Raw genomic sequence first — 20,079 nt, 5'->3', positions numbered from 1 at the left:
AGGTTGCTTGGCACGCCATCCACCACGAGGTTTTCAACACCACCATGACCAACGAGACCACCCCAGCGCCGAACTTCATTCGCAACCAAGTACGCGACGAGATCGAGGGCGGCCAGGTCACAAAAATCGTGACGCGTTTCCCCCCAGAGCCGAACGGTTTTCTGCACATCGGCCACGCAAAGTCGATCTGCTTAAATTTCGGATTGGCGGAGCAAATGGGTGGTGAGTGTCATCTGCGTTTTGACGACACCAACCCGGCGAAAGAAGAGCAGGCTTATATTGATGCCATCAAAGAAGACGTCAGTTGGTTAGGTTTTAGCTGGGCGGGCCCCGTTCGTTTTGCTTCTGACTACTTTGACCAGCTTTATGCCTGGGCACAGCATTTAATTCGCGAAGGCAAAGCCTACGTGGATGATCTCTCTCCCGATGAGATTCGTGAGTATCGCGGTACGTTAACGGCTCCTGGTAAGCCAAGCCCTTATCGCGAACGTAGCGTTGAGGAGAACCTGGATTTGCTGGAGCGTATGCGCGTTGGCGAATTTGGCGAAAGTGAAAAAGTGCTGCGTGCCAAAATCGATATGGCATCACCTAATATCAACTTGCGTGATCCCATCTTGTATCGCATTCGTCATGCGAATCATCACCAAACCGGCGATAAATGGAAAATTTATCCTTCCTACGACTTCACTCATGGGCAGTCGGATGCGATCGAAGGTATCACCCACTCAATCTGTACGCTGGAATTTGAAGACCACCGTCCGCTATATGAGTGGTTCCTGAATAATCTCCCGGTTCCCGCTAAACCACGTCAGATTGAGTTTGCGCGCTTAAATCTGGATTACACGCTGACCTCTAAACGCAAATTGAAACTGTTGGTGGACGAGCAGATCGTAGACGGCTGGGATGATCCACGGATGCCGACGGTTTCCGGCATGCGCCGCCGTGGTTATACCGCCGCCTCTATTCGTAAATTCTGCGAAATGATCGGCGTGACGCGTGCCGATGGCGGACTTGTCGATATCGCCATGCTGACCCACGCTATTCGCTCGGACCTTGAAGATAACGCGCCGCGTGCCATGTGCGTGCTGAAACCACTCAAGGTCGTACTGACTAACGTGGCAGAAGACCACGAGGAAGTGTACGACGTGCCGGGACACCCCGCGCGTGACGACATGCCGATGCGCAAGGTGCCGTTTGGTCGCGAGCTGTACATCGACCAGGATGACTTCATGGAAGATGCACCCAAGAAGTTCTTCCGCTTGGCGCCAGGCAAGGAAGTTCGCTTGCGCAACAGCTACATCATCCGGTGTGACGAGGTGATCAAGAACGACGCCGGTGAAGTGGTTGAGCTGCGCTGTTCGGTGGACTTCGACACGCTCGGCAAAAACCCGGAAGGGCGCAAGGTGAAAGGCGTGGTTCACTGGGTCAGCGCCACTCACGGTGTGCCCATGGAAGTGCGTCTGTATGACAACCTGTTCATGGTCGAGCAACCGGACCGTGACAAGGATGTCGATTTCCTTGAGCACCTGAACACGGAGTCATTGGTCATCTGCCAGGCAATCGGCGAGCCAAGTCTGGCCGAAGCCGTGCCGGAAGATCGTTTCCAGTTTGAACGCATGGGTTACTTCTGCGCTGACCGTCATCTCTCCAAACCGGGGCAACTGGTGTTTAACCGTACCGTAGGGTTGAAAGATAGCTGGGCGAAAATCAAACAGAAAAGTTAAGGATCGTCATATGCAAATTTACAATACGCTGACGCGTCGCAAGGAGCCATTTACGCCGCTGGTCGCGGGTAAGGTAAGCATGTATGTCTGCGGCATGACGGTGTATGACTATTGTCACCTTGGCCACGCCCGCGTCATGGTCGCATTTGATGTCATTACTCGCTATTTGCGCCACCGTGGCTACGACGTTACCTACGTGCGTAACATCACCGATATCGACGATAAAATCCTTAAGCGTGCTGAGGAGAATGGTGAAAGCATTACGGCGCTAACCGAGCGCATGATTGATGCCATGCATGAAGACGAAGCGCGGCTGAACGTGCTGCCACCCAGCCAAGAGCCCCGTGCAACGGGGCATATTGGCGATATCGTCGCCATGATCGAAACGTTGATCGATAAGGGTTTTGCCTATCCCGCTGGAAATGGCGATGTGTACTACCGAGTGCGCAAATTCGCCACGTACGGCAAGCTCAATAACCGTCAGCTAGACGATATGCGTTCAGGTGCGCGGGTTGATGTGGATATTCATAAAGAAGATCCGCTTGATTTTGTACTTTGGAAAGCGGCAAAACCGGGTGAGGCGCACTGGTCATCACCCTGGGGCGATGGCCGTCCTGGCTGGCATATCGAGTGTTCGGCCATGTCGACCTGCTGTTTGGGTGATACCTTTGATATTCACGGTGGCGGGCCCGATTTGACCTTCCCACACCACGAAAACGAAATTGCTCAGTCAGAAGCCGCGACGGGGAAAACCTACGTTAACACTTGGATGCATGCGGGCGCTGTCCGTGTGGATCAGGAAAAGATGTCGAAGTCGCTAGGCAACTTCTTCACTATCCGAGACGTATTGGCTGAGCATGATCCGGAAGTGGTGCGTTACCTGTTGGTCGCCAGCCACTATCGGAGTGCGATTAACTACTCGGTTGATTCCCTCGTAGAGGCGCGTAAATCGTTAACGCGTCTTTATACCGCGCTGGATGGCGTCGATAGCGCTGCCCGAGTGGAGGAAGTCGCTAGCCCTTATCGTGACCGCTTCACGAAGGTCATGGACGATGACTTCAATACCCCGGAAGCGCTTGCAGTGCTATTTGAGTTGGCGCGAGAGGTTAATCGTGCCAAAAGCGATACACCTGAAAAGGCCGTGGGGCTGGCTGGCGAATTAAAACAGCTCGCTGCTGTGTTGGGGCTTCTTCAACAAACGCCCGCCGTGTTTTTAAAAGGCTCTCAGTCGCAAGGGGTAGCGCTTAGCGAAACGGCTATTCAGGAAAAAATTGCCCAGCGTCAGGCAGCGAAAGCGAACAAGGATTTTGCTCAGGCAGATGCTGTTCGTGATGAGCTGGCGGCGTTAGGTATCGTTCTAAAAGACTCACGGGAAGGAACCACGTGGGTCATTGAATCTCCTTAGCAAGAGCCGGTGCGCCAGGCGTCGATATAGTGGCGTCTGGCAGCTACTCGAATGCCCCTTATACTAATAATACCTCTCCTCAAAAAGACGTCTACTAAAGGATTGCCAGGATGCGCTTTACTATCAAACCTCTGCTATCTGTCGTTGCCCTGTCGTTGACAGCATTAAGCCAAGCGAATGCCAATGAGCCCGTCGTTGTTGCCTCCAAAATTGACACGGAAGGGGCGGTATTGGGTGAGTTAATCATTCAGACGCTAGAGCGCAACGGCATACCAACGCAAGACCGCCTTCAACTGGGTGCTACGAATGTGGTACGTACCGCGCTAACTGCTGGAGAAATCGATCTATATCCTGAATACACCGGAAACGGTGCTTTCTTTTTCGATATGGCGGATAGCGATGTATGGAAAGATGCTGACCAGGCACATCAAACCGTACGTGAGTTGGATGCGCAAAATGGATTGGTATGGTTAACACCCGCGAGCGCGAATAATACCTGGGCCATGAGTATTCGTCAGGATGTTGCAGATGAGCATAATTTGAAAACACTGGATGATCTTACTGCTTATATTGCCGATGGCGGCGATTTCAAGTTTGCGGCCAGTGCAGAGTTCGTTGAATCCGCTCAGGCGTTACCCGCTTTTCAAGATGCGTACGGATTTAAGTTAACGGATGATCAACTGCTGGTGCTTTCAGGCGGTAATACAGCGGCTACAATGCGTGCCGCGGCTCAACAAACCAGTGGCGTTAACGCAGCGATGACCTATGGAACGGATGGCGGCTTAAGTGCCCTGGGCCTGGTGGTATTGGAAGACTCGAAAGGCGTTCAACCTGTCTATCAGCCCGCACCGGTCGTACGAGAAAGTATTCTTGAAGCCTACCCGGATATTGAACCGCTGCTTCATGATGTATTTACAACCCTGGACGAGGTAACGCTGCAAGCGCTTAACGCGGATGTAGCCGTTAACGGTTTATCGGCAAGTCAGGTCGCCAACGACTATCTCGACCGTTTGGATAACTAATAGATGTCGCTTTTGGATGCGCTGCCCACGCCTCGTTTGGGGCGTGGTGGTTACCCTAATGCTGTATTAATCAGTTTAAGTGTGGTGATGCTGGCAGCGGTTTGGGGGTTGGATACCGTCAGCGTTGCACCTAACCGAATTGTGCAAGGAGAGAGTGTCCACGTTCAGAATGCCTTCGGTTGGCCCGGTGCTTTGCTTGTCTCATTACTGGTCATTGCGTTGGGAAGCTTGGCGTACCAGCCCAGCCGTATCCACTATTGGGCGGCCTTGGGCGTAGTGGTATTACTACTGGTGCTGATGCCGTTTGGATTAATGGTCGCCAGCCACTTTTTAATAGACCCAGAGCTTCCTCAAGCGCGATTAGGCATCGGGGGCGGTTATTGGGTTGTCTTGTTTATCTCACTGTTAGGTATCGTTGAACTACGCCTGCGGCTTGGTTTAAAACGTTTATGGCCGGTTTTCATATTGTCAGGCGTTGGACTGATTTGGTGGCTTTGCGCGTGGCTCTGGTTAAAAGACTTGGCTCTGGTTCAGGAATTTAAAGCGCGGGATCATCAATTCATACAGGCGATCAGGCAGCATATTATCCTGGTGAGCACCGCTGTGAGCGTAAGTGTAGTGATGGGTACGCTGCTTGCCCTGTTGATGCGTCGCTTTGCCAGGCTGCAAAAGGTTGCTTTTGCGCTGCTTAATTTCCTCCAAACCATCCCTAGCCTGGCACTCTTTGGTCTTTTGCTGGCGCCGCTGGCGTGGCTTGCCGCCAATGTGCCTTTCTTGGCTAAGGTTGGGGTGAGTGGGATTGGTAACACGCCCGCACTTATTGCGCTAGTGGCCTATAGCCTGCTGCCCATGGTGCGCAACACCTACACTGCCTTGGAAGAGGTCAGTCCGGATACTCTGGAAGCCGCAAGCGCCATGGGCATGCACCGTATTCAGCGGTTTTGGCAGGTTCGCCTGCCCTTGGCGCTGCCTGTGCTGTTGGAGGGTGTGCGTATTACGACGGTTCAAGCCATTGGACTCACGGCAGTAGCGGCTTTGATTGGCGCAGGGGGCTTAGGCACCTTCATTTTTCAAGGGCTAGGCCAGGCAGCCATGGACATGGTACTGCTGGGTGCACTGCCCATTTTGATATTAGCTTTGTTAGTGGATGCGGGCCTGGGTGCCTTGGCAGAAGCACTGCGCCCAGGAGGCGTTCAATGATCGAACTTTCACACGTCTCAAAGTATTTCGGTACTGAAATGGCAGTTGATGCCATTAATCTAAAGGTGGAAAAAGGGCAGTTTTGCGCTCTGGTAGGTACCTCTGGCTGTGGCAAGTCGACCACGTTGCGAATGATCAATCGCTTAATCGAAAAAAGTGATGGTGAGATTACTCTGGATGGCCAGGCCATTGAAGCGTATGACCCGGTCAAGCTGCGCCGCCGGATTGGATATGTGATTCAAAGCACGGGGTTATTCCCGCACTGGACGGTTGCTCGCAATATTGGGTTGGTGCCACGCCTGCTGAAATGGCCTGCGAAAGATATTCAGGCGCGGGTTGAGGAGCTAATGGGCTTGCTTGGCTTGCCCGTTGCTGAGTTCGCACATAAGTATCCGCATCAGCTTTCTGGTGGGCAGGCTCAGCGCGTAGGTGTTGCCCGAGCCCTGGCGGCTGATCCGGATATTTTATTAATGGATGAGCCTTTTGGCGCACTGGACCCTATCACGCGCGTCAAATTGCAGGATGAGCTGGCAGGCCTTCAGGCACGGTTACATAAAACCGTTGTGTTTGTCACACATGATATGGATGAAGCGCTTAAGCTGGCTAATCATCTTGTCGTGATGCGCGATGGCCATATCGTGCAGCAGGGGACACCGCTTTCACTATTACAGCATCCCAAGGACCCTTTTGTTGAATCGCTTTTGGGTGGGCTTGAGCGTGGTTTAAAGCAAGCGGCCTTAACGCGAGTCAAGGACCACATGTCTTCGATGGGCCCAACGTTGCCCTCGCAGTTTCGTATACCCGCTGACTTTTCGTTGCGCCAAGCGCTTTCCATGATGCTGCGCGACCATACGGATCGTCTTGCCGTGGTCGATCAGCAGGATGTTCCAATTGGCGAGCTTTCTCTGCGCAAGATAGTAAAAGAGGCCCAGTTGGAAAAAGGAAGCATGCGTGAAGCCTGATGTGAAGCGTGTGATCCGTTCGACCCAAGCCACCGCAATGACGGCCTGGTTGTGGCCATTCTTATGGGGCACGCTGTTGGCTATCTGTATCGTGGGAATACCGCACGCTCAGGGTATCTTTCAATGGATAGAGCCGGATGTTCGGCAGGTTATCTATCAACGTACGCCTTTTTATGTGTTGCTTGAACGCCATGTACTGGTCGTTGGAGTTGCCGCGGTTGTTACCATAAGCCTGGGTGTTGGCGCAGGTATTGCGGTAACGCGTCGAAAAGGGCAGGATTTTTTGCCGTTAGTGTCGCAACTTGCATCACTTGGACAAACGTTTCCCCCCGTGGCGGTATTGGCCTTAGCCGTGCCGGTACTGGGTTTTGGCACCTTGCCCATTATTGTGGCGTTAATGCTTTATGGTCTGCTGCCGATTGTACGCAATACCCTGGCAGGGCTTCAGGATGTTGATAAGGACATTAAAACCGCAGCCCGTGCAGTGGGGCTAACGCCCCTTCAGGTGCTTTACCAGGTAGAGCTGCCTTTGGCTGCGCCCGTCATATTGGCGGGTATTCGTACCTCGGTGACTATCAATATTGCGACCGCTGCACTCGGTGCCACGGTGGGTGCCAGCAACCTGGGGGATCCGATCATTGCCGGCATTATTAATAACAATATGGCTTACGTTATTCAGGGTGCTTTGGTGATTGCGCTTCTGGCGCTTACGGTTGATAGCGTGTTTGATGCACTTCAAACCAGGCTGCGCTTACGACTCTCTTCTTCCTAACGCCTTGCTTCTAAACCGCTATCTCCTTGAACCGCTCCAGATCATCTTGTCGTCGTTGGTCTCTTCGTCTTAAGTGGTATGCCTAAAGTCCTTGTGCTGCGTTACTGTCGTAGTCGTTGCGTTGACTGAAACCAGATAAATCCACTGGCATAAACAGTCATCTCCGACAATACTGCCTTCAAAAGAGGCATAACAAGGACAATAATGATGATTCGCTACGTACACCAGCCGACGTTTCTGACGGGCGATGAGCTTTCCATCTCCACCTTCAGCTTGCTCGACCCTGAAGGCGAACTTTATAGCGGTGCCGAAGCGCCTGCGCTAGAGCGTGAACACGCACGCAGGCTCTACCAGGCCATGCTATCCACTCGTATTCTTGACGAACGTATGATGGCCGCACAGCGCCAGGGGCGGCTTAGCTTCTACATGCAGTGCGTAGGAGAAGAAGCGGCGGTGGTGGGCGCCACCGCCGCCCTGGACGATGCGGATATGATCATGGCGCAATACCGTGAGCAGGGTGCGCTGATGTATCGCGGTTTTTCCATTGATGAGTTTATGAACCAGCTATTCGGCAATGAGCTGGATTATGGCAAGGGCCGCCAAATGCCGATTCACTATGGCTCGCGTAAACTTCACTACATGACGATTTCGTCACCCTTGGCGACCCAAATCCCCCAGGCAACCGGCTATGCCTACGGTCAAAAACTCGCAGGCGATGGGCAGTGTACGTTGACCTTTTTTGGCGAAGGCGCAGCGTCAGAGGGCGACTTTCATGCGGCGCTTAATATGGCCTCTGTCCATAAAGTGCCCGTCATCTTTTTCTGCCGTAATAATGGCTATGCCATTTCCACTCCTGCCGTTGAGCAGTTTGCCGCGGATGGCATTGCACCGCGTGCGTTTGGTTATCACATGCACGTTATTCGTGTAGATGGCAACGATGTACTTGCCGTATACGAAGCCACTCGGCAGGCGCGCAAACTGGCGGTTGAGCATAATCACCCGGTGCTGATTGAGGCGATGACGTATCGCCTTGCCGCTCACTCATCCTCTGATGATCCTTCTGGCTATCGCTTAAAAAGCGAAGAAGAGACATGGCGCCTCAAGGACCCCGTGCTGCGAATGCAAAAATGGATGTTGAAGAAAGGTTGGTGGAGCGAAGAGGAGGAAACCCAGCAGCAGGAATCACTGCGCCGTGATGTGCTTGAAACCATGAAGCGTGCTGAAAAGCGGCCTCCACCCTCATTGGATAGCCTGGTGAGTGATGTTTATGCTGATGTAACCCCAGCGCTTCAGCGTCAATTCGACCAACTTAAAAGCCATATTCGTCGCTACCCTGAGGCCTACCCCCAAGGCGCCCGGTCGTTAGACTTGACCGTGAAGACGCCCACTGACTCTAAAGGGGAGGCGTAACATGCCCACGATGAACATGTTGCAGGCCATTAATAATGCGCTGGATATCGCCATGGCCGAGGATGAAAAGGTCATTTGCTTTGGTGAGGACGTCGGCATTTTCGGTGGTGTGTTTCGCGCCACCAGCCATCTACAGGAAAAATACGGTAAAGCGCGGTGTTTTAATACGCCCCTGGTAGAGCAAGGCATTATTGGCTTTGCCAACGGTTTGGCAGCACAGGGTTCGGTGCCTGTCGCCGAGATCCAGTTTGCCGACTATATCTTTCCCGCGTTTGACCAGATTGTTAACGAAACGGCCAAATATCGTTATCGTTCAGGCGACTTGTTTAACGTCGGCGGACTAACGATCCGTACCCCGTATGGTGGGGGGATATCCGGTGGGCTTTATCACTCTCAGTCTCCGGAAGCCTACTTTACCCATACGCCAGGGATAAAAGTGGTGGTGCCGCGTAATCCCTACCAGGCAAAAGGCCTGTTGCTGGCTTCCATCCGCGATCCAGATCCGGTGCTTTTTTTAGAACCCAAGCGTCTTTACCGCGCTTCAGTGGGCGAGGTGCCGGAAGAGGATTATCAGCTGCAGATAGGTGAAGCAGACATCATCAAAGAGGGCAGCGATATTACCCTGGTAGGATGGGGCGCCCAGATGGAAGTAATTGAGAAAGCAGTAGAGCTTGCTGAAGCGCAAGGCATTGCCTGCGAAGTGATTGACCTGCGCTCCCTGCTTCCCTGGGATGCCGATACCGTTGCTGAGTCTGTACTGAAAACAGGTCGGCTCGTCGTCAGCCATGAAGCACCGCTAACCGGAGGTTTTGCCGGCGAAATAGCAGCGACCATTCAAGAGCGTTGTTTTCTCTATCTCGAATCGCCGATAAAGCGGGTGACCGGGCTGGATACTCCTTTCCCCTTGGTATTGGAAAAAGAGTATTTTCCCGATCATTTGAAGATTTTTGAAGCGATTCGTGAAAGCGTTAATTTCTAGCGCCCAAGGAGAAGAGCAATGAGCGATTTTAAATTGCCAGATATTGGCGAAGGCATCGTTGAGTGTGAAGTCGTGGAGTGGCGGGTTGCGGAAGGTGATCATATCGAGGAAGACCAGCCCATCGTTGAGGTAATGACCGACAAAGCGCTGGTGGAAATCACTGCCCCTGAAGCGGGTGTGGTAACACGGCTTTATGTGCCACAAGGGCAAATTGCCAAAGTGCATGCTCCACTCTACGCCTACCAAGGCTTGGATGAGAACGAAGGGGAAGGAGGCCGCTCTGTTTCGCATCATGCATCGCCAATAAGCGAGCTACCGGATGTGCCGGATGACGCTGTTGAGTTACCCGTCGCTACGCCGCCCAGTAACCCAACTGCACAGGGAGCTTATGGCAAAGTGCCCGCGAGCCCGGCGGTAAGGCGACTAGTACGAGAGCATGGGTTAACAATTACCGAGTTGGCTGGCAGCGGCAAAGAGGGCCGAGTGCTTAAAGAAGACGTACTGGCGCATATTCACCAAAACGAGGTAGAGCCGTCAATAGCCATGCCAGCGTCTACTATCGGCGAGGCTCACGACCCAGAGCAGGACGCGCCACGTATAGAACCCTTACGCGGCGTGCGTGCCGTGATGGCAAAACGCATGGTTGCCTCTGCAACGACTATTCCGCATTTTCACTATGGCGAAGAGATTGATGTTACTGAGCTATTGGCGCTACGCGAGCGGCTGAAGCCTCAGGCAGATGCTCAAGGGCAGCGCCTTACGCTGATGCCCTTTTTTATGAAGGCGTTGGCACTCGCCTTGGCCGAGACGCCGATACTTAATGCGCAACTCAATGAAGCCGGTGATGAACTTCACTACTATCCTCAGTGCAATATTGGTATGGCGGTAGATAGCAAAACCGGATTATTAGTGCCAAATGTTAAAGGCGTTGAGCATTTGACGTTGCTTGAAATCGCTCGTGAAGTGGGCCGCTTGACCGTTGCTGCACGTGAAGGCCGCGTCGACCAGGCTGATCTAAAGGGAGGGACGATCAGTATTTCCAATATCGGTGCCTTGGGAGGTACCTATGCCACGCCCATTATTAATGCCCCCGAAGCGGCTATTGTTGCGATAGGAAGAACGCAGTGGCTGCCGCGTTTTGATGAGCAAGGCGCCGTTCAGCGCCGCGCCATTATGACAATTACCTGGGCAGGAGATCATCGGTTTATTGATGGCGGCACCATTGCGCGCTTTTGTAATACGTGGAAAGGCTTTTTGGAAGCGCCTGAAACAATGCTGCTTTATCTGGGATAAACGCACGCTTAGGACACAAGATGCCGCAGGCGCCGTTACAGCAATTTTATATACCTGAAGAGCAGTCGGTCTATCTGCTGAGCCATAATGATGCTCAAAAGCTTAAAGACTGGGTAGCGCTCTGCCAAGCCCAGCTTAGTCAGCTGGGGTATCAGGGTATTGAGCTGATTGGCAAAGGCGCCTACGGTTTTGTGTTTTCTGGCAGCGTGCCCAATGGCGATACGCTGGCGCACTATGTGTTCAAATTTTCTCGCATTACGCTGCCTACACACTTACAGGAACGTCTCGAAGAAGAGGCGTTTATGCTGGATCAAGTGTCGCATGCCCGCATTCCCAAGTTAATCACCTACCAGCGCGCAAGAGGCCAGTCGATTTTAGTCATGGAGCGCGCACCCGGTTGGAATCTGGAGCAGATATCCCTCAAAAGAGGACGTTTGTCACCACGCTTGATTATGCGTATAGCGCGTCAGCTTGTTGATATTTTAATCGCGCTTCGCCGCGACGCTGGGGCCCATGGCCGGCCAGTGGTACATGGTGATATCAAACCCTCCAACCTGGTCTTCGACCCTGACACTGAGTCTATTGCACTGATTGATTGGGGATCGTCTGTTTTTGCTCAATTGGATGCTCAACTACAGTTCGTTGGGGCGAATGTGATGGAGCTGATGTCCGATAACCTACAGCAAACCAATGCACGTTTGGGTGACGTCTATTTTATTGGTGAAGAGCAGCTAAATGGCGCGCTCTCTTCGCCACGTTTTGATGAACAAGGCGTGGCGGGCACGTTGTATGCGCTGGCATCAGCACAGTCGTGCCGGTTTGGTCATCGCGCTATTCCCGCAAGCTCCCTGGGGTTGCCTGTGGAATTTGCCCGTACATTGGATGGTATGCTGGACCCCGACCCGCAGGTTCGCCTTACCGCAGGCAGTTACTTTATCGACACAATGCCGCGCATGGCAAACGTTGTAATGATTGATTTCCCCCCCAGCCCCGAGGTGCCTCTCGTGCCCGTATGGGTTCGCTCTGTGCAGCAGGAAATTGATACCGTGGTGTATAGCTCTCGCAAAGCTTTTCTGCGAGAAGCCAGCGTTGAGGAAACGCTCAACGAGGTTAACGATGTACAGCTGGACCGTTACTATAAACAGTTTATGCAGGGGATGGGCGAGACAGAAAAAGCATTTTTAGCCTCGGTAAGTCGGCTGGGTAAATATCCGGTAGTAGGAGGGCTGGCCGTACGTTGGGAGCGCGAAGGGGTATATATTGATTCTTCCCTCAACTTGCATGACCCAGACGTGAAGCCCGCCTTTATTGAAGCTGTTAATAATACGGTTCACTTGGCGCGCGCCATTCATCGGCAGGGAGTTTTTAAAAGCTGTTTGTTTAATGCGCGCCAAACGCTGCATTTAGAGCGGGAAACGGAGCGTGAGCCGTTTTACTGCCAGCCTGATATGGCGATTAACTACGAAATGAGCGCAGTGCCAGAACTGGAGGATAGGAGCCGCCAGCATAGCTATTTTGAAGATGGGCCCGACCCGGAAGAGCTGTTGATATTGCCCGCCGAGATTATGACGATCCTGCAGCAACTTAACGATATTCATCATACCGGAATGATTATCTTCGAGGCGCTCCCTCAGCATCTTAAAATACACAGTTATTACCGACTGCTTGACCCCGCTAGGGAGCGCGAGTTTCAAACATTGCTTACCCATATTTTAGACGCGGTTAACCAGATCCAGGGTTTGGGCGTTTCTGGTTTTATGAAGATGCCCTATAAAGACACCCGCTTTTTTACCCACCTGGAGCGGCAGCCCGAGCGCTACTACCCACAAAATCCGCGAGAACACGTTAAAAACATAAAAGCCTGCTGATCTCTTACGGATAGACATCAGCAGGCAACAAGTGGCGTCAGGCAGCGGCCTAAAAAGAAGACCTGTTGGCTTGCAGCCATGTGATCAGTTGTTCAACCAGTGTGTCGCTTGCGTGGCCAAAGGCGTCGACCACTGAAGATATATCAACATCGGCTGCCTGGCTGGTCGTGGTAAAAGTGCGATAAGCAATAGGCATTCGGTCATGGGTGGTTACAAGCTGGACATCGAGCTGAATAACGGCATTAGGGCGCCCATTTTCATACTCACTTTGAAAACTACGCAGTGAGCTAAGTAGCTGCAGCTGAGAGGGCAGTTGATCGGTTCCGACATTGCCAAAGAGCTGACTTTGCTGCAAACCTTCTATTAACCGTGATTGAACGAGAGCGGGGGTATCTTCATACCAGCGAGCGCCTTCATACACATTAACGATATTTTTTTCCGGATAGACCACTATGCGATTACCGCTCAGCAGATATCCGGCTTCTGGTGTAGCAATGCCCAATGTTTCAGTCGCCGCATTGGAGGGCATGTTTATGCCAGGCACGTTAGTGGAGGGTAGGCGATAAAGCGTCGCCGGATCGTTTTTAGGGACGATGGAGCACCCAGCGCTCAACAAGAGTACTGATACAATGAGTACGGCAAAAACAGGGCGTAAGTTCATGGGCTAAATTCCTTTATCTGGTCCCGACCCAACAAGAATTCAATTGGGTTTTCATCCAGCTCACGGGCGATACGATCCAATGAGTTAAGCGTTGAACGCAGTGAAGAAAGCGCAGGGCCAATATCGCGGGTGCCTTGCAACGTACTATCAACTGCGCCAGCATTTTGCTCTATCAGCTGCTCCATCCGCTGCGCTGCGCGGGCGATATCCTGGCTGGCATTGGCAGCATTTTGCATAACGTTTTGTCCATCTTGTTCGAGCAGCTGGGTAACTTGCTCGCTCAGTACATTAATGCTTGCCATCGTGGTGGTCGCTTGGCGTGATGCAGTGCCTAATAGGGCTAAGTTCTCTTCAAACGCTTCACGCTGTGACGCTATCATTTCGGTAATTTGTTCTATATTCGTCAGTACGTTACTTGCATTCTGGCGATTACTGTCATCGAAGAGGTTATTAACATTGGCCAAAATTGAGTTAATGTTATCAACCACTTCTTTACCCTCTTCTAAAAAAGTGGAGAGCGGGGAGGGGTCTGCATGAATGATAGGTATTTCATCACCCGCATGATCAATTAATGCAGGACTATCCGGTGTTCCACCATAGAGCTGTATCGACATGCTGCCAGTAATACTCGCAAACGCTAGTTGCGCGTGGGTATCTTCTTTGACGGGTGTTTCTTTTTCGACACGAATTTTGGCAATAACCTGACGAGGATCTTCCGGGTTTAGGTTCAGTGCTGTTACATCGCCTACTCTGATGCCGTTATATTGCACTGCACTTCCTACTGTCAGCCCGCTAACGCTGCGTTCAAACAAGACACGGTACGTTTGATAGTCGCGCTGACCCGCTGAATGGCTGATCCAGAGCGTAAATAGCAGAGCCGCTGCCGCCGTTATTACTGTAAATAAACCAATTAAAACGTGATGAGCGCGTGTTTCCATGTGCTACTCACTCCTTAGCTGACGATCATTTGAGTGGGCGGTCTTGTTGGCGGCTCTGCCACGAGGCCCGTTAAAGTAGTTCTGGACCCATTCATCATCCGTCCGGGCAACATTTTGAATGGTATCCGTTACTAAAACACGTTTCTGAGAAAGTACGGCCACTCTATCGCAAGCCGCATAAAGTGTATCCAAGTCGTGTGTTACCAGGAAAACGCTAAAACCGAGCGCATTACGTAAAGTGACCAGCAATTGGTCAAACGCAGCGGCGCCAATAGGATCCAAGCCTGCAGTAGGTTCATCAAGAAACAGAATGTCAGGGTCTAACGCTAGTGCGCGAGCCAAGGCGGCACGCTTAATCATGCCCCCAGAGAGCGACTCTGGATACTGCAATGCAGCTTCGGGCTCAAGCCCCACGAGCGAGAGTTTTACTCGCGCCAGGTATTCCGCATCTTCTCGTGGTAATTTGGCATGCTCAATAATGGGCAGCGCCACATTCTCTTGTAAGCTAAGCGAGCTAAACAGGGCGCCTTGTTGAAAAAGCACGCCAAAGCGTCGCTCAACCTGGCTGCGCTCCTTGCTGCTTAGCTGGTTAAGATCATTGCCCAACACATTAATTTTGCCTGCATTGGGGCGTTTTAAACCCACGATACTGCGCAAAAGGACAGATTTTCCCGTACCTGATCCGCCCACGATTCCGAGAATCTCGCCGTCGAGTAGATCAAGGTCCAGCGATTCATGGACGACGTGGTTACCAAAACGGTTTTCCAGACCGCGAACTTCAATCACCGGTTGTCCAGACGAATGGCTTGGTGATTGGTTTGAGGAGTCAGTAGATTTGCTCACCAGCCCATCTCCATAAAGAACAGGGCGGCAAGTGCATCAATCAAAATAACCATGAAAATACATTGCACGACACTGGACGTGGTATGAGAACCTACTGATTGCGCGCTACCACTAACTTTGAAGCCTTCCAAACAACCAATGACGGCAATAACAAAGGCGAATATGGGAGCCTTGCTCATCCCTACCAGGAAATTATTCAATGCGACATCTTTTTGCAGTATGTAAAGAAATTGCCCCGTTGATATATCCAAAGAGAGCACTGCGACGAGCGCGCCTCCCATTAAGCCACACATCATTCCTATAAAGGTAAGCAGAGGCAGGCTAACGAGAAGCGCTATGATCCGGGGCAGCACTAATAACTCAATAGGGTCTAGCCCCTGCGTCTGTAGCGCGTCAATTTCTTCATTGGATTTCATCGACCCTAACTGAGCCGTAAATGCACTGGCAGTTCGGCCTGCCAATAAAATCGCTGCCAACAAAACGCCAAATTCACGTAGAAATGAAAATGCCACCAGGTCAATGGTATAAACAGTCGCGCCAAATTGTTCGAGAACGGTGGCACCCAGAAAAGCAACGACCGCACCCACCATGAAGGTTAGCAACGCAACAATGGGAACGGCATTAAGACCGCTTTGCTGTATTTGGGCGACGGTGGCAGTTATTCGCCAACGTTTTGGTTTAAAAACGACCTGTACCAGTGTCGCGATGACGAGCCCGATGAAGGCCAGCAACTGGCGCTGCTGCGACCATAACCCCGCCATGTGCTCCCCAATACTTGCCAGCGCATCAGTGAGACGGTTGGAGCTATGCTGCACGGCTTCTATCGGGGCATCCATCGCTTCAGCGATACGCTTTAAAAGCGCTTGTTGTTCCTGGGGCAGTTCGCCTGCCCAATCGCTTATTGCGCGAGACTTTTCAATACCGATCATGCCAACAATGACAGCGGCTCCTGCGGTATCCAGGCGCTCAATACCGGTCAGGGATATATCGTTTGGTTGCGTTTTTGAATAAGGGGCGGAAGCATCTTTAAGTTTTTGGTAATGGGCGAGTGTCCACTCACCCTTTAATACGAGCTTTTCACCCTGTCGCGTAATCCATTCGCTTGGCATCTCTGCTCCTGTACGCTGCACTACGTTTAGAGCCTATGATGCATTCAAACAATCGTTAGGGGAAGTCTGATAAAGTATACTCAGCGCATTAAGCGATATTTTGGCGCTAATTCTTGCTTGATTTGAGCAGCGACTTCTTTAAGCCGGGGGCCTAAATTATTAACCAATCGGTCGCGATCCAAGCGTAGGCTTGAGCCCCCACAGTTGATTGCCATGACTTCAGCGCCATCTTCTAATATAAGAGGCATCGCCACGGCACTGATATCACGTTGCCAGTCCTGCTCGGATAAGCAAAATCCGTAATGGGCATAATCTTCCATGCTTTGCTTAATGGATGCTTCCAGAGCAGGCCACTCTTTACCATGGAATTCCGCCAGCTCTTTAAGAAGCTGTTGGCGGCGGGTTTCAGGCAGGCCGCATAGCCAAGCGCGGCCGATTGCCGAGGTGGCTATTGGCAAGCGTGAACCAACGTCCAAGCGAATGATTAAAGGACCGCTACCGTGGCACGTCTCCAGGTAAACCATATCGCTACGGTCAGCGCCGCCCAGGCTCACGTTACAATCCGTGGCATCGGCAAATTTTTGCAAATGCGGACGGGCGACTTCACGAATGCCCATATTGGCCAGAAAGCGATATCCCAGCGCCAGTACACCGGGGCCTAAGCGGTATTTCTCCAGGTGAGTATTATGCTGCAAATAACCTAGCTGGGTTAAGGTATAGGTCAAGCGTGAAACCGTGGGACGTGGAATCCCTGTTCGATTGGACAGCTCGGCATTACCCAGGTATTCCTCGCCATTGCCGAAGGCGCGCATTAGCTCTAATCCGCGTGCCAATGCAGTAACGAAATTGCGATCTTTTCCCGGTATCTGCGGGTCATCAGTAGTATTGTCGATAGCGGTCATTAATAATTCCAGCAGAGAATGTCTTATAGCGGCAAGTATCGCATAAGTGCTTAATAACCATACAAAGCGCTATCAACGAAACGACCTAGGCGCTAGCGGTATTGGATTCGCCAAGAGGGGCTAGGGGTTGAGCCTCTCGATAATGGTCGCAATACCCTGGCCAACCCCAATACACATCGTCACCAGGGCGTAACGCCCTCCCGTTGCCTCCAGCTGACGCAATGCAGTCAGAGCCAGGCGTGCGCCTGAAGCACCTAATGGATGGCCGATTGCAATGGCTCCACCGTTAGCATTTAAGCGTGGGTCGTCAACTGATAGCCCTAATTGCTGTACGCAACCCAGCACTTGAACGGCAAACGCCTCATTGATCTCAATGACATCCATTTGCTCAAGCGTAAGCCCAGCTCGGTTTAAGGCCTTTTGTGAAGCAGGCACGGGGCCTAAGCCCATGACGCGCGGTGCAACGCCGCCGACAGCACTCGCCACAATACGCGCACGGGCGCGCAAACCTACTCGTTCGCCAGCCGCTAATGTGCCAACAATTAACGCAGCAGCACCATCGTTAAGGCCGGAAGCATTCCCCGCCGTCACTACGCCACCCTCAAACAGGGCATTTAGCTTGGTAAGCTTGTCTGCGGTGCTTTGCGGGCGTGGGTGCTCATCTTTATCAACTAATAATGGCGGCTGTTTACGCCCCTGAGGGACCTCAACGCCAATCATCTCAGCGTCGTAAAAACCCGCGGCTAGTGCTTGGGCGTAGCGGGTTTGAGAACGAGCCGCAAAGGCATCGCTTGCCTCACGGCTAATGTTCAGGTCATGGGCAATATTGTCAGCCGTTTCAGGCATGCTGTGGCTGCCGTACTCGTTAGCAATCCACGGGTTGGGGAAGCGTGAGCCGATCACCGTATCGTACAGCGGCTGGTTGCGGGCAAACGCGGAGTCTGCCTTGCCGAGCACATAGGGCGCGCGGGACATGGACTCCACGCCACCGGCTAGAAATAGCTCGCCCTCACTCAGCCGGGCCGCACGGGCGGCATCCATCATCGCTGCCAAACCACTGCCGCAAAGGCGGTTGACCGTTTGCCCCGCCACTTCGATAGGCAGGCCCGCCAGCAGTGCTCCATGACGAGCGATATTACGGGAATCCTCGCCTGCCTGGTTAGTGCAGCCTGCCAATACCTCTTCATAGCTTTCAAGGGCGAAAGGATTGCGGGCGACCAGAGCTTTCAGCGTCAAGCCCAGCAGTTCATCCGGGCGAATAGCCGCTAGGCTACCGCCATGCCGCCCAAAAGGTGTACGTAAACCATCATAAATATAGGCGTCTTGCATAATGATTCTCCCGATTATTCTTATGGCCGATAGCTGTCATGAAAACGGTTGTTCTGAGCGAGGGTGCTGGTACGCATTAGGCTTTAGTAAGCGATATATGCAGGGCGGCGCGGCGGCGCAACCACGGGCTAGGGCGGTAACGGGGGTCGCCGGTCGCATCCAACAGGTTGGTGAGTATCGTCATAATACGTGTCGGTCCGTAATGGTCGCCCATTCGTAGCGGGCCGAACGGGTAGCCCAAGCCAAGCTCTACCGCCCGGTTGATAGTGGCTGGGTCGGCAACTCCCTGCTGGGCAATGTCGGCGCCTACATTGACGATACAGGCAATAATACGCTGGAGCACAAAGCCATTGCTGTCCTGCAGCGTGCTCACCGGCGTACTGTCATGGTTGAGTAAGCTGGCAGCTGCTTGAGCGAAGGCAGTATCGGTCAGCGGCGTAGTCATCAAACTGCGGCGCTTTTGAAGGCCTGCCAGCATATCTATCGCGACGCACTGTTTGGCATCTAGACCCTGGCGAAGCGCACAGCTGGTGGCATCTTCGCCCAGTGGGGTCAGCAGGCAGAGCGCTTTTCCCGTGGGTTGCGTACCGGCTTCTAAAGGCCAGCCAGCCGCTTTTACCAGCTCGCTAAGTGCGGCAGCGCTATCGGGGTCGTCTTGGCTGATCCATACCGGGCAGGGAGATACTGACGCAATGACCGGCTCATCCGGCATTTGCTGCTGGCCTTCAGTGTAACGGTAAAAGCCTTCGCCGGCTTTACGGCCCAGCAGGCCCGCGGCCAAGCGTTGACGCGTTAACGGTGAAGGGCGAAAGCGCGCCTCTTCATAATATTGGTGATAGATCGACTCCATTACTGCATGGGAGACATCCAGCCCCGTTAAATCGAGCAACGTGAAAGGCCCCATACGAAAACCGCCCTGGTCGACCATGATACGGTCGATAGTCGCCGCCTCGGTGACGCTTTCACCCAGAATTTTAAGTGCTTCAGTGCCGAAGGCGCGGCCGGCGTGGTTGACCAAAAATCCAGGCGTATCGGTTGTCTGAGCCGTAAAGTGCCCCATGGTGTCACCCAATGCATTGACTCGCTGGGTAACATCGCTGGCCGTGCGCAGGCCAGGAATCACCTCCACGATTTTCATCAGCGGAACAGGGTTAAAGAAGTGAAAGCCGATGACCCGCTCTGGGTGCTGACACGCCGCCGCAATAGCCGTTACGGAAAGCGATGAGGTGTTCGTTGCCAGCACTGCCTGCTGGCTCACAATTTCTTCTAGATCGCTGAACAGCCCCTGTTTGGCTTCCAGCTTCTCAACAATCGCTTCGACCACGATATCGCAGGAGGCGAGGGCGGCCAGCTCGTTTGCCTCGCTCAAGCGCTGACTATATTGCTGCGCTTGCTCGGGAGTGATGCGCTGCTTGTCAGCGCTTCTCTGCCACAGGCCATTAATGAAGGTTTGCGCCTCTTTTACGGCACCTTCTTTGACGTCAAAAAGCATGACGTCAAGGCCTGCCTGAGCGGCTAATTGGGCAATTCCACGCCCCATGGCGCCGGTGCCAACAATGCCAAGCGTGGTGAAGGGGAGCGATGTTGATTCGTTAGCCATGTACTAAATCCTTGCTTTGAATTTATTTTGTTCTGCATTGCAGAATGGCGTTTCGTTTATTG

Annotated in this window: 17 protein-coding genes; 10 read left to right on the top strand and 7 right to left on the bottom strand. The window is 52.7% G+C overall.

Features of this window, described 5'->3' with window-relative positions:
* The first annotated feature begins 44 nt into the window (after positions 1-44).
* The 10 genes from CZ787_RS17040 (at position 45) to CZ787_RS16995 (ending at position 12,635) form a co-directional block, all read left to right on the top strand.
* A complete protein-coding gene (locus CZ787_RS17040; protein WP_087111457.1) occupies positions 45-1,724 on the top strand; it encodes a glutamine--tRNA ligase/YqeY domain fusion protein in 1,680 nt (559 codons plus the stop codon).
* A gap of 10 nt (positions 1,725-1,734) precedes the next feature.
* Positions 1,735-3,129: a cysteine--tRNA ligase gene (cysS, locus tag CZ787_RS17035; protein WP_087111455.1), complete on the top strand. Its 1,395-nt coding sequence runs from the start codon at positions 1,735-1,737 to the stop codon at positions 3,127-3,129.
* Positions 3,130-3,239: 110 nt separating this feature from the next.
* Positions 3,240-4,151: an ABC transporter substrate-binding protein gene (locus tag CZ787_RS17030; RefSeq protein WP_087111453.1), complete on the top strand. Its 912-nt coding sequence runs from the start codon at positions 3,240-3,242 to the stop codon at positions 4,149-4,151.
* Positions 4,152-4,154: 3 nt separating this feature from the next.
* Entirely contained in the window at positions 4,155-5,351 is a 1,197-nt protein-coding gene (locus tag CZ787_RS17025) for an ABC transporter permease (RefSeq protein WP_087111451.1), read from the top strand.
* On the top strand, positions 5,348-6,313 hold the full coding sequence (locus CZ787_RS17020) for an ABC transporter ATP-binding protein (RefSeq protein WP_087111449.1): 966 nt from the start codon (positions 5,348-5,350) through the stop codon (positions 6,311-6,313). Before CZ787_RS17025 ends, CZ787_RS17020 begins: the two co-directional genes overlap by 4 nt.
* Complete coding sequence (locus CZ787_RS17015) at positions 6,303-7,085, top strand: ABC transporter permease (RefSeq protein WP_419866541.1); 783 nt, start codon at positions 6,303-6,305, stop codon at positions 7,083-7,085. Before CZ787_RS17020 ends, CZ787_RS17015 begins: the two co-directional genes overlap by 11 nt.
* Positions 7,086-7,292: 207 nt before the next feature.
* Positions 7,293-8,495: a thiamine pyrophosphate-dependent dehydrogenase E1 component subunit alpha gene (locus CZ787_RS17010; protein ID WP_087111447.1), complete on the top strand. Its 1,203-nt coding sequence runs from the start codon at positions 7,293-7,295 to the stop codon at positions 8,493-8,495.
* A gap of 1 nt (position 8,496) precedes the next feature.
* Positions 8,497-9,474, top strand: coding sequence for an alpha-ketoacid dehydrogenase subunit beta (locus CZ787_RS17005; protein ID WP_087111445.1), 978 nt, complete (start codon positions 8,497-8,499; stop codon positions 9,472-9,474).
* A gap of 18 nt (positions 9,475-9,492) precedes the next feature.
* Entirely contained in the window at positions 9,493-10,767 is a 1,275-nt protein-coding gene (locus CZ787_RS17000; protein WP_087111443.1) for a 2-oxo acid dehydrogenase subunit E2, read from the top strand.
* A 20-nt stretch (positions 10,768-10,787) separates the two neighbouring features.
* On the top strand, positions 10,788-12,635 hold the full coding sequence (locus tag CZ787_RS16995; protein ID WP_087111441.1) for a protein kinase domain-containing protein: 1,848 nt from the start codon (positions 10,788-10,790) through the stop codon (positions 12,633-12,635).
* 49 nt (positions 12,636-12,684) lie between these two features.
* On the opposite strand, the gene CZ787_RS16990 is transcribed toward CZ787_RS16995, so the two are convergent.
* From CZ787_RS16990 to CZ787_RS16960, 7 genes are all read right to left on the bottom strand, one after another.
* Positions 12,685-13,296, bottom strand: coding sequence for an ABC-type transport auxiliary lipoprotein family protein (locus tag CZ787_RS16990; protein WP_087111439.1), 612 nt, complete (start codon positions 13,294-13,296; stop codon positions 12,685-12,687).
* On the bottom strand, positions 13,293-14,234 hold the full coding sequence (locus CZ787_RS16985) for an MlaD family protein (protein WP_087111437.1): 942 nt from the start codon (positions 14,232-14,234) through the stop codon (positions 13,293-13,295). Before CZ787_RS16985 ends, CZ787_RS16990 begins: the two co-directional genes overlap by 4 nt.
* A gap of 3 nt (positions 14,235-14,237) precedes the next feature.
* Complete coding sequence (locus CZ787_RS16980) at positions 14,238-15,077, bottom strand: ABC transporter ATP-binding protein (RefSeq protein WP_087111435.1); 840 nt, start codon at positions 15,075-15,077, stop codon at positions 14,238-14,240.
* Complete coding sequence (locus CZ787_RS16975) at positions 15,074-16,186, bottom strand: ABC transporter permease (protein ID WP_087111433.1); 1,113 nt, start codon at positions 16,184-16,186, stop codon at positions 15,074-15,076. The genes CZ787_RS16980 and CZ787_RS16975 overlap by 4 nt, the downstream gene beginning before the upstream one ends.
* 80 nt (positions 16,187-16,266) lie before the next feature.
* The gene (locus CZ787_RS16970; protein WP_087111431.1) at positions 16,267-17,088 is read right to left on the bottom strand and encodes an IclR family transcriptional regulator; all 822 of its coding nucleotides are present in this window, start codon (positions 17,086-17,088) and stop codon (positions 16,267-16,269) included.
* A 120-nt stretch (positions 17,089-17,208) separates the two neighbouring features.
* Positions 17,209-18,417, bottom strand: a complete 1,209-nt coding sequence (locus CZ787_RS16965; RefSeq protein WP_087111429.1) for a 3-oxoadipyl-CoA thiolase — start codon at positions 18,415-18,417, stop codon at positions 17,209-17,211.
* A gap of 76 nt (positions 18,418-18,493) precedes the next feature.
* Positions 18,494-20,017 (bottom strand): 3-hydroxyacyl-CoA dehydrogenase, encoded by a 1,524-nt coding sequence (locus CZ787_RS16960; RefSeq protein WP_087111427.1) that lies wholly within the window; start codon positions 20,015-20,017, stop codon positions 18,494-18,496.
* Positions 20,018-20,079: the final 62 nt, after the last annotated feature.

It is taken from the genome of Halomonas citrativorans, assembly GCF_900163645.1.
Classification (GTDB): domain Bacteria; phylum Pseudomonadota; class Gammaproteobacteria; order Pseudomonadales; family Halomonadaceae; genus Vreelandella; species Vreelandella citrativorans.
This window is presented reverse-complemented; position numbering and strand designations above follow the sequence as displayed.

What these genes read in the sequence shown, in the direction of transcription:
- CZ787_RS17005 (WP_087111445.1), top strand. Translation starts at nt 8,497, where the DNA reads ATGCCCACGATGAACATGTTGCAGGCCATTAATAATGCGCTGGATATC.
- CZ787_RS17030 (WP_087111453.1), top strand. Translation starts at nt 3,240, where the DNA reads ATGCGCTTTACTATCAAACCTCTGCTATCTGTCGTTGCCCTGTCGTTG.
- CZ787_RS16975 (WP_087111433.1), bottom strand. Translation starts at nt 16,186, where the DNA reads ATGCCAAGCGAATGGATTACGCGACAGGGTGAAAAGCTCGTATTAAAG.
- CZ787_RS16995 (WP_087111441.1), top strand. Translation starts at nt 10,788, where the DNA reads ATGCCGCAGGCGCCGTTACAGCAATTTTATATACCTGAAGAGCAGTCG.
- CZ787_RS16985 (WP_087111437.1), bottom strand. Translation starts at nt 14,234, where the DNA reads ATGGAAACACGCGCTCATCACGTTTTAATTGGTTTATTTACAGTAATA.
- CZ787_RS17025 (WP_087111451.1), top strand. Translation starts at nt 4,155, where the DNA reads ATGTCGCTTTTGGATGCGCTGCCCACGCCTCGTTTGGGGCGTGGTGGT.
- CZ787_RS16970 (WP_087111431.1), bottom strand. Translation starts at nt 17,088, where the DNA reads ATGACCGCTATCGACAATACTACTGATGACCCGCAGATACCGGGAAAA.
- CZ787_RS17020 (WP_087111449.1), top strand. Translation starts at nt 5,348, where the DNA reads ATGATCGAACTTTCACACGTCTCAAAGTATTTCGGTACTGAAATGGCA.
- CZ787_RS17000 (WP_087111443.1), top strand. Translation starts at nt 9,493, where the DNA reads ATGAGCGATTTTAAATTGCCAGATATTGGCGAAGGCATCGTTGAGTGT.
- CZ787_RS17040 (WP_087111457.1), top strand. Translation starts at nt 45, where the DNA reads ATGACCAACGAGACCACCCCAGCGCCGAACTTCATTCGCAACCAAGTA.
- CZ787_RS17010 (WP_087111447.1), top strand. Translation starts at nt 7,293, where the DNA reads ATGATTCGCTACGTACACCAGCCGACGTTTCTGACGGGCGATGAGCTT.
- cysS (WP_087111455.1), top strand. Translation starts at nt 1,735, where the DNA reads ATGCAAATTTACAATACGCTGACGCGTCGCAAGGAGCCATTTACGCCG.
- CZ787_RS16965 (WP_087111429.1), bottom strand. Translation starts at nt 18,417, where the DNA reads ATGCAAGACGCCTATATTTATGATGGTTTACGTACACCTTTTGGGCGG.
- CZ787_RS16990 (WP_087111439.1), bottom strand. Translation starts at nt 13,296, where the DNA reads ATGAACTTACGCCCTGTTTTTGCCGTACTCATTGTATCAGTACTCTTG.
- CZ787_RS16960 (WP_087111427.1), bottom strand. Translation starts at nt 20,017, where the DNA reads ATGGCTAACGAATCAACATCGCTCCCCTTCACCACGCTTGGCATTGTT.